Genomic DNA, 9,628 nt, shown 5'->3' on the forward strand with positions numbered 1-9,628 from the left:
ATCGATAGGGATGCATTTTTTTCTCCGGTACGGTTTGCGACCAAACGTGAGCTGCGTTGTTCGTCGCAGTCTCCAATCTGATGCATGTAATGGGCCATCGCCCGATGTTGACGACGCCCACTTAAGCGTTAGAGTGGGCATTGTCAACATAGACTTGGTAAAAAGTTGACGCGCGCAACTTAAAAACCTAAATGGACGATCATGACCAAAGACATGTCCAGCACAGAGCCGCGCCCGTACCACCATGGTGACCTGCACAGGGCGATCGTTAGGGCCGCACTCGATGTCCTAAGCGAATCCCAACCCACAGAGTTCTCGCTTCGGGAACTCGCCCGTCGAGCGGGCGTCAGCCATAACGCCCCTTACAAACACTTCGCCGACAAGCGCGAATTGCTGGCGGCCGTCTCGGCGGTAGGGTTCGAGCTCCTTGCAAAGCAGATGACCGACGCGACGAAGGAACTCGACAGTCCGCGAGAGCGGCTGGCAGCTATAGCGCGCGCTTATGTTTGCGGCGGCGTCAATAATCCTGCGCTCTACAGATTGATGTTCGGCGGCTACCTTACCGGTCAGGACAATGGGCGCCCTGCTGTCGAAAGAACTGCGGCAGAGAACATGAAAGCGCTTCTGGTGGACGCGATAAGCGACGGGGCGCTCGGGCGGCTCATTGCGAACACGGCCGCAAATACACGCAAGATTGACGGTGCCATTCTAATTTTCTGGTCGCAAATGCATGGTCTCACTTTGCTGCTGGTAGACCGCCTCGTCGGCCCCAGCGACAAAGTGGAGGCGCTGACCGAGAGCGTCTTGCAAGGCATGCTCGACGGATTGGCGAATAGTATCCCCGCGATACCAGCGGGCGTGTGGGTGGGGCCTCGGCCTGCCGAATAAATGTCCCAAGGCTCGCGCTCGGCGACCTGCTGACATTTTGGCGAGGATGCTCGTATTGGGGCTGATGTTTTGCTGGCGACCGAGCGGGTGATTTCCGCACTCAAATCATCATTGCCCGGGATTGGGGTGCAGCGCTCGTAGGACACCTCCCCTACCCGAGGCTGGGAATATCCGACCGACCTTAGGCCGGTGTCAACACATCTCCGACCTGGATATAGCACGACTTGGCCTTCGCAGCCTTCTCCCTCAGAACAGCCAGCTCTTCAGCAAGCAGTTCCGAGGCGATCTTCTGGACTGCTGCCTTCAACCGATCCTCGACTTCGAAACTGTCCAGCATGTAACTGGTTATTGCGTCTTTCATCAGTTCTTCGATGGCAGGATCATTCTGCTCCAGCGTCTCAGTCATACTGCGCTTCCTTTGGTTGCGGGCATTTCCCTTCAGTTGGCACCTTTGAAGCTAGTCCCAAGCGTTATCTCGGTCCATAATACTTGCGGAAGACTTTCTGAATTCTAGGCATGCTGACTTCCGCCTTTGGTTTAACCCGCTCCACCAGATTGCCGGAAGCTGTCGCGCTTAAACTTCCTCGGTGGGGGATTGCAGATGCGCAGGAAGCCTTACCCTGCGAGGCTTTGGCGCAGATCGCAGTGGCTATTCCAGATTGGAGACCCGGCTGATAGGATTGAAAAGATCAAAGTCCGCGCCGAAGGCCCGGTGGGAGTGTTTGGATCGGCTGGTTTTTCCTCCCTATTCTGAAGTCACTTGCAACGATTCTAGCCGATTCGCGCAAGCGCTTGTCGACGAGCCAAGGCATTGCGGACCTCGAGTTCCCGCCAGTTGGCCGACCTAGCAGCTTTATTGACGCAAATATGGATTTGGCGACGTTTCGATAACTCAGAGGGGACTTTTTTGCGACCTCATGAACCGCTTTCGCCATTGTTGCTGAGAGCTAGCGCAGAGCCGATGCAATCAAGCAAAACCTTTTCACCAAACGGTTTTGTCAGGCAGCCGACGATGTCCGCGCCCAAGGCAGACGCGCGCACATTCTTTTCCGGAAAGGCGGTGATCAAAACAGTCGGAATGCTCTTGCCCAGCGCGACGAGCCGGCGGTGCAGATCGAGCCCGCTCATTCCGGGCATATTGATGTCCGTCACCAGGCAGGCCGTGCAGCGGATATGGGGGAACCTCAAGAAATTATCCGCGGATGAAAAGGTCTCGGCGTCAAATCCCATCGACCTCATGAGCCCCTTGATAGCCTCGCGCATCGACTCGTCGTCGTCGACGATCGCAATCAGAGGTTTCTTGGTTGGCACTGCCGCCTCCCGACTTCGCCGATCGGCGCTGTACCGAATTGGCGTTGTGGCGCGCTTGAATGGATGGGTTTAGTATCTGACGGCGACCAAGGCATCGCAAGCTATACGATCGTATAGATTGTGTGAGGCCTTGCGGCAGCAACGAGTGCGGCATCTGCCCAGGAGCGCCCGCAACATATCGCCCGCCCGAAGGGACCCTTGATCGCGCGGTGGCCGCCTGAGCTTCCGATTGAACGCGACCACCCGGCCGAAGAGGCGTTCCCAGGCGACGCTTTCGCTCAGACCTGCCTGCGTCAAGGAGCGTGGTCGCAAGTCTGAACGCCGGCTTGTCGTGGGCCCTAGTCGCCGTCTCGATGAGCTGGCAGACGGCGGCAATGGTCCGGGCGTAGACCGTGCCGGCGAGAGGGTTGCATCGGTGCTCGAAGATCAGTTTCATCCCGCTTGGCTGCCGTGCCGGAGCGAGCATCACTCGGCACAGCGTCGCTAGCGCTTGGTTTGCCTGCCCCGCGCCGCTCACACTTGCGCCACCGTCCCTCGTAAGGCAGGCGCCGGCCATAGCGCATCGGCACGCTGTGGCAGATTGCAGGACGCGCAAGCGCTCTCGTGGGCAGCCCGCATTTAGTCTTGTGGCTGAAGTTATTAGCGCGCATTCTGGTGCGCGAAAAAATTCCGTTTCGGCAGCGACGAAGGAGAGAGGAGGAGTGTTCTCATCGCGTCAATGGCGTTCTGCTGGTTGGGCTTTGCCCGCTGTTGCTGCAGTGGGTGCAGATCCTGCACGTCCCAATGCTCCGGTTGAACTTGGGGGGCGCTGACGATGACCGAGGCAACCATCATTGTCATCGATGATGACCTGGAAATCCGCCAGGCGCTCGGCAGCCTGCTGCGTTCGGTCGGTTTCGACGTGAAACTCCTCGCCTCTGTGGACGACTTCCTCAGGTCTGGACGACCCAACGGACCGACCTGTCTCGTGCTCGATGTCCGGCTTCCGGGACGAAGCGGTCTTGATTTTCAGCTTGAGCTGTCGCGAGAAAATATTCAGCTGCCGATCGTCTTCATCACCGGGCATGGCGACATTCCCATGTCTGTCCAGGCGATGAAGGGGGGCGCAGTCGAGTTCCTGACGAAACCGTTCCGAGACCAGGATTTGCTCGATGCCGTTCACGTCGGCCTGGCGCGCGACCGCGTGTGGCTTGAAAATGAAAAGGCATTGGCGACGGTACGCGCGCGTTTCGATAGCCTGACCCCGCGGGAGCGCGAGGTGATGGCTTTGGTGGCGACCGGACGGCTCAACAAGCAGATTGCCGGTGATCTAGGCGTGAGCGAGATTACCGTGAAAGTTCACCGCAGCCAGGTCATGCAAAAGATGGGAACCAAGTCCCTACCCGAACTCGCGCGTATGGCTGATAAGCTGATGCTCGCGCCGGGAAAGCCGCAAACGCACTCATAAAGGTCTTGGCCGCGCGTATAGTTCACCCCCTCCTCAGTGATAATCGATCCTTCCTGGCGGCCAATAGCTCGGGCGGGGGCCCTCCTCTATGATGCGGGTTCCTTCCTCCTCCCAGGCCGTATCGCCCCCGATCGGCCCGCCTTGAGCCTCCCAACCCCCGGGAGGCTTCTTTTTGGATCTCGCATGGCAAGCAAGGTCGCGCGCTCAAGACCGACCGAATGGATTTGGATTTGCCTATAAGATCGCACCACGGCATGTCGGGCTGCCGGGGTTACGGTTAACAAGTGCTCTCTGCCAAGTTCGGGTTGTTGAAGACAAAAATGAATGAACTGATGGTGATTAACAATGGCGATGTCGGGAGAGAATGCCGTGCGATTCGAAGGACCAATCCTCGTCAAAAGATACGATGGCGGCCGAATGGGATATGAGCCCACCAACGAGGTCCGCATGAGCGCAAAGGTGCCGGAGCGCCACCGCTAGTGCAGCTTCGGCCAAAGTGGAGTCTCCACAGCTGCACTATCTTTTGATTGTATGCAATTCCGGATCGATCCACACTCTTCCTGGATTTGTTCTAGGGGTCGGGCCTCCGTGCTGACGACGAACGCGATCTTTGTCTGCGGCGTCTCGATCATACGCGACGCCGCATGGGGTGGCAGCCGAACTCAAGGTGTCTATAGTGAGAAGGAATCCCGCGCCATGATGCGTTGGAGGCTTCTTCGATGCATACAAAGCGTGCGTGCAGTGCGCGATACGTTCGCCCCGCACATGGTGTAAATTCTCTTAATATGCTCGATGCGAACCGCCTCGGGGCACGAAATCGTATCAGGTATCGGCGCGGAATCGAGATTTCGTCCGAGCAGCACGGCGAGCACGACATCGACCTCCATCGGCTTCGGCAAAACGTCACTTGCTCCTTCTTTGACGGCACGGACCGCCGTGCTGATGTTGCAGTAGCTACTTTGGACCACGACGCGTGTAGTGCCCAGATTTGCCAACGCTTCGACGATCTCAAAACCATTGCCGTCAACGTATTTGAGTTCAATCAGTGCGAAATCGGGCACGTCGCTTTCAAGCTGCGCCTTGGCTCCGGCAACGCTCGTGGCCAGCCGAACCGCCAGTCCCTCAGAAAGGAGACGTGCAACAAGAGGGGAAAAAACGTCGATTTCCGGATCCGCGACCAACACACTGGCTGTCTTCGTGTTGGATGCCGAGGACGCGTCGGGGACAAAGTATGGGGATACCATCATGACCGCTCCCTGTTTCAGGATCGCTTCGAGTCTAAGACAAGGCGGCTGGAGAGGACATTATACGCTTGGATAGGTTTCAATAGCCGATGGTAGTTGACAGTGCCTGCTTCAGCTGGCTAACGCGCCTGGAGCGACGGTGGTATTGCCGATCCATGAACATGCCACTCGCTGAGCAGAAGTTCGCGGATGCGTCTCTGTGCGGGTACTCCAAAGTATCGCAAGAATAAACCACAGGATAATTTTCCGTCGTCTTTTCTATCACTAGTCTCTACTCGTTGCCTCAAGACAGGCAGGTAGCGAATTTCCCCTTGCTACCAATAAGCTTCGCCGCCTCCTCCCTCCGAAGCTCTGCGGGTCCACGATCCGCCCGGCCGCCCGGCCGCCGCTGGGCGGCCTTTCGTCAGCAGCAGCGGACCATGGATTGAGAGGGCGGGTGGTCGCCGCTCGGCTGATGCGCTGGGACGAACAGGCGAGATGTGGTAAGAAGGCAGGGAAATGATTACGGTTCGTCACATGTGCTCGCTTTGGCCAATGTGATTGGACGGATCTCCGTAACGAGAGTGGCAGTGCCAAATGAGACAGGCGAGGTGACGAAGTCAGCAAGTAAGCACATCCTCTTTCGTCAGCGTTGGTGGAGATAGCAGTTTGGAGGTTTTCTGGGAGGATGGTGATCGCGTGTTCCACCGGGAACGGCGCCGGGGCGCCGACGGCAAGTGGAACCCGGTACTGGTCGTGCTTCCTGCCCTCGAGCACCCGACACTTTCAAGCCTCGAACGCCTCGACCATGAATTTGGATTGAAGGATGAGCTCGATAGCCCATGGGCGGTGCGACCGCTTGAGTTGGTGCGCGAAGGCGGCCGGACCATGCTGGTGCTTGAAGATCCGGGCGGCGAGCCGCTCGCCAGGCGGCTCGGAACGGCGATGGAAACGGAGCTTTTCCTGCGCCTCGCGATCGGCATCGCCGCTGCGCTCGGTAAGGCCCACCAGCGCGGCCTCGTCCACAAGGACATCAAACCGGCCAATATCCTGGTAACGGGCTCGGACGCCGAGGTGCGACTCACCGGCTTCGGCATCGCCTCGCGCCTCTCCCGCGAGCGGCAGGCGCCAGAGCCGCCCGAAGTGGTCGCCGGAACGCTTGCCTATATGGCCCCCGAGCAGACCGGGCGCATGAACCGCTCGATCGATTCACGCAGCGACCTTTATGCCCTTGGCGTCACCCTCTACGAAATGCTGACCGGGAGCCTGCCCTTCGCCGCTTCCGACCCGATGGAATGGGTGCATTGCCACATTGCACGGCAGCCGATGCCGCCCAATGAGCGGACGGCGGATGTTTCACCGGCGGTCTCGGCCATCGTCATGAAGCTGCTCGCCAAGACGGCCGAGGAACGATACCAGACGGCAGGCGGCGTCGAGCACGATCTGAGCCGCTGTCTCAGCCAATGGGAAATGCAGTGCCGGATTGACACATTCCCGCTCGGCGAACGCGATATCCCGGACCGCGTTCTGATTCCCGAGAAGCTGTACGGGCGGGAGCGCGAGGTCGAGACCTTGCTCACTGCCTTCGACCGCGTGGTATTGAGCGGGGCGCCGGAACTGGTGCTCGTCTCTGGCTATTCCGGCATCGGCAAGTCGGCGGTGGTCAATGAACTCCACAAAGTACTGGTGCCGCCGCGCGGGCTGTTCGCGTCCGGCAAATTCGACCAGTACAAGCACGACATCCCTTATGCGACCCTGGCGCAGGCCTTTCAGGGCCTCCTTAAGGGGCTGCTCGCCAAGAGCGAGGCCGATTTGGCACCGTGGCGCCAGGCGCTGAGCGAAACGATGGGGCCGAACGGACAGCTGATGGTCGATCTCGTCCCCGAACTGAAGCTCATCATCGGCGACCAGCCGCCGGTCGCTGAACTTCCGCCACAGGACGCGCAACGGCGATTCCAGCTGATATTCCGGCGGTTCATCAGCGTCTTTGCCCGGCCCGAGCATCCGCTCGCGCTGTTCCTCGACGATCTCCAATGGCTCGATACGGCGACACTCGACCTGCTGGAGGACCTGCTGACCCGGTCGGATCTGCAACAGCTCATCCTGATCGGTGCCTATCGCGACAACGAAGTCAGCGCCGCCCATCCTTTGATGCGCAAGCTTGACGCGATCAAGACCGCCGGCGGAAAGGTCGCGGAAATCACGCTTGCGCCGCTTACTCGAGACCATCTCCGGCAATTGATTGCCGATGCGCTCCACTGCCAGCCCGAGCGTGCAGCCCCGCTCGCACAGATGATGCTCGACAAGACCGGCGGCAATCCGTTCTTCGTCCGTCAGTTCCTGTTTTCGCTCGCCGAAGAGGGAATGCTCACCTTCGATCATGACGCGGCATGCTGGTCCTGGGATCTCCAGCGCATTCACGCCAAGGGATACACCGACAACGTCGTGCACCTGATGGTCGGCAAGCTCGCGCGCCTTCCGCCCGAAACGCGGGAGGCGTTGCAGCAGTTCGCCTGTCTCGGAAACATCGCAGATACCACGATGCTTTCACTCGTCCTCGAAACCCCGGAGGAGCAAGTCCCCGAGGCCCTGTGGCCTGCCGTCGCTCATGAACTGCTCGAACGTCTGGCAGGCGCATACCGGTTCGTCCACGATCGCGTTCAGGAAGCTGCCTATTCGCTGATCCCGGAGGAGCGGCGCGGCGAGCTGCACCTTCGCATAGGGAGACTGCTTGCGGCGAATACTGCGCCGGAACTGATTGACGATAATGTCTTCGAGATTGTCAGCCAGCTCAATCGCGGGGCCGCACTGATCACCTCAGCTGAGGAGCGCGAGCAACTGGCGAAGTTCAATCTGCTGGCCGGCAGACGCGCCAAGGCCTCGACGGCATACGCCTCGGCGCTCAACTATTTTGTTGCCGGCACGACACTGCTGCCGGAAGACGCCTGGGAGCGCCAGCAACAACTGGCGTTCGCGCTTGAGCTGAACCGAGCCGAATGCGAGTTCCTCATTGGCGCGCTGGCGGACGCGGAGGAGCGGTTAGCACTGCTTTCCAATTGTGCTGTCTGCACCGACGACCAGGCTGCTGTCGCCTGCCTGCGCATCGATCTCTACGCTGCGCTCGGTCAGACCAGTCGCTCCGCCGCCGTTGGTCTCGACTCCCTGAGGCAGCATCTCGGCATCGACTGGTCGCCGCATCCGGCCGACGAGGAGGTGCAACGAGAATACGGCCGGATCTGGTCGCAGCTCGGGAGTCGCGCAATCGAGGAGCTCATTGATCTGCCGTTGATGAGCGACCCAGCATCCTCCGCGACGCTGGATATCCTCACCCGGCTCGTTGGGGCGGTATGGCATACCGATGCGAATCTTGCGTGCATGGCGATCTGCCTGGCTGTTAATCTGAGCCTCGAGCGAGGCAACAGCGACGGTTCCTGCTACCATTATGTGTCGCTTGGCTATATTGCCGGACCGCGCTTCGGCGACTATGCGGCCGGATTTCGATTCGGTCGGCTTGGCTGCCAACTGGTCGAAGAGCGCGAACTGAAGCGCTTCCAAGCCAGGACTTATAAAGACTTCGGGGCCCATGTCATACCGTGGACGAGACATGTCCGAACCGCCCGCGACATCTTGCGGCGAGCGCTTGAAATTGCCAACCAGAGCGGCGACCTCACGTTTGCCGGATACAGCTATGCCAGTTTGAATTCGAACCTGCTGGCGGCGGGAGATCCGCTTGTGGAAGTGCACCGCCAAGCGGAGATTGGCCTTACGTTTGCACGGAAGGTGCGGTTCCAGTTCGTCATAGACCTCGCCAGCGCGCAACTCGGCCTCGTCCGGACGCTGCGCGGGTTGACCCGGAAATTCGGCTCCTTCGATGACGACGGATTTGACGAAACTGAGATCGAACGCCGGTTTTCCGACGATCCGAATTTGATTCTTGCGGAAACCTGCTACTTCGTCAGAAAACTCCAGGCGCGGTTCTTTGCGGGCGACTATGAGGCGGCCGTCGATGCTTCATTGCGGGCCCAGAGGCTTCCATGGACATCGGTGTCGCATTTCGAAGAAACGCCGGAACATCATTTCTATGGCGCCTTGGCCCGCGCCGCATGCTGCGATTCTCCTGTGGCTGAACAGCGGGCGCGGCATACGGAGGCTCTGGTCGCCCACCACCGACAGCTTCAGATCTATGCGAAGCATTGCCCCGAGAATTTCGAGAACCGAGCCGCGCTGGTCGGCGCCGAGATAGCACGCCTTGAAGGCCGAGACATCGACGCCGTGCGTCTTTACGAACAAGCAATCCGCTCAGCGCGCGCCAACGGCTTCATTCATCACGAAGCCCTCGCATATGAACTCGCCGCCCGCTTTTATGCGCAAGGAGGTTTCGAGGACTTCACTCGTCTCTATCTCCGCAACGCGCGTGGCTGCTATCTGCGCTGGGGCGCCGACGGTAAGGTGCGGCAACTCGACCAGCTTTATCCTGACCTGAGAGGGGAAGAACGCGCTCCTGCTCCAACCAGCACCATCGGCGCACCGATCGAGCAACTCGATCTCGCAACCGTTATCAAAATCTCGCAAGCCGTTTCTGGCGAAATTGTCCTTCAAAAGCTGATCGACACGGTCTTGCGCACCGCCGTTGAGCAGGCGGGGGCCGAGCGCGGCCTGTTGATCCTGCCGCCTGGCGGGCAGTGACGGGTGGCGGCGGGACCCACCCACGGCGGGCGCACCGGCGGGGGGGCGCCGGCTGTAGGGACTGGCCCCGGCG

At 59.7% G+C, this 9,628-nt stretch carries 6 protein-coding genes and 1 pseudogene; 3 read left to right on the forward strand and 4 right to left on the reverse strand.

Translation table 11 applies throughout. The features are described from left to right. Window positions 1-201: 201 nt before the first annotated feature. Window positions 202-888, forward strand: a complete 687-nt coding sequence (locus tag C9413_RS21085; RefSeq protein WP_170250860.1) for a TetR/AcrR family transcriptional regulator — start codon at window positions 202-204, stop codon at window positions 886-888. 65 nt (window positions 889-953) lie between these two features. Here the strand turns inward: C9413_RS21085 and C9413_RS33675 are convergent. The 3 genes and pseudogenes from C9413_RS33675 to C9413_RS21095 all read right to left on the reverse strand — a co-directional run. Then, window positions 954-1,046 (reverse strand): annotated as a pseudogene (locus C9413_RS33675) (LysR family transcriptional regulator); the annotation flags it as partial. A 23-nt stretch (window positions 1,047-1,069) separates the two neighbouring features. After that, on the reverse strand, window positions 1,070-1,294 hold the full coding sequence (locus C9413_RS21090) for a hypothetical protein (protein ID WP_039843853.1): 225 nt from the start codon (window positions 1,292-1,294) through the stop codon (window positions 1,070-1,072). Window positions 1,295-1,803: 509 nt separating this feature from the next. Next, entirely contained in the window at window positions 1,804-2,199 is a 396-nt protein-coding gene (locus tag C9413_RS21095; protein WP_039843852.1) for a response regulator, read from the reverse strand. Between the two features lie 808 nt (window positions 2,200-3,007). Here C9413_RS21095 and C9413_RS21100 point away from each other — a divergent pair. Further along, window positions 3,008-3,646, forward strand: coding sequence for a response regulator transcription factor (locus C9413_RS21100; RefSeq protein ID WP_039843851.1), 639 nt, complete (start codon window positions 3,008-3,010; stop codon window positions 3,644-3,646). A gap of 671 nt (window positions 3,647-4,317) precedes the next feature. Here the strand turns inward: C9413_RS21100 and C9413_RS21105 are convergent. Then, window positions 4,318-4,893: a response regulator gene (locus C9413_RS21105; RefSeq protein WP_082046483.1), complete on the reverse strand. Its 576-nt coding sequence runs from the start codon at window positions 4,891-4,893 to the stop codon at window positions 4,318-4,320. 645 nt (window positions 4,894-5,538) lie between these two features. Here C9413_RS21105 and C9413_RS21110 point away from each other — a divergent pair. Further along, window positions 5,539-9,555: a serine/threonine-protein kinase PknK gene (locus C9413_RS21110; protein WP_246703814.1), complete on the forward strand. Its 4,017-nt coding sequence runs from the start codon at window positions 5,539-5,541 to the stop codon at window positions 9,553-9,555. Window positions 9,556-9,628 lie beyond the last annotated feature (73 nt).

The organism is Rhizobium sp. SEMIA 4085, from assembly GCF_013004495.1.
In the GTDB taxonomy this organism is placed as follows: domain Bacteria; phylum Pseudomonadota; class Alphaproteobacteria; order Rhizobiales; family Rhizobiaceae; genus Rhizobium; species Rhizobium gallicum.

Excerpts from the sequence above, each read along its gene's own strand:
- C9413_RS21085 (WP_170250860.1), top strand. The coding sequence starts at position 202 with ATGACCAAAGACATGTCCAGCACAGAGCCGCGCCCGTACCACCATGGT.
- C9413_RS21090 (WP_039843853.1), bottom strand. The coding sequence starts at position 1,294 with ATGACTGAGACGCTGGAGCAGAATGATCCTGCCATCGAAGAACTGATG.
- C9413_RS21105 (WP_082046483.1), bottom strand. The coding sequence starts at position 4,893 with ATGATGGTATCCCCATACTTTGTCCCCGACGCGTCCTCGGCATCCAAC.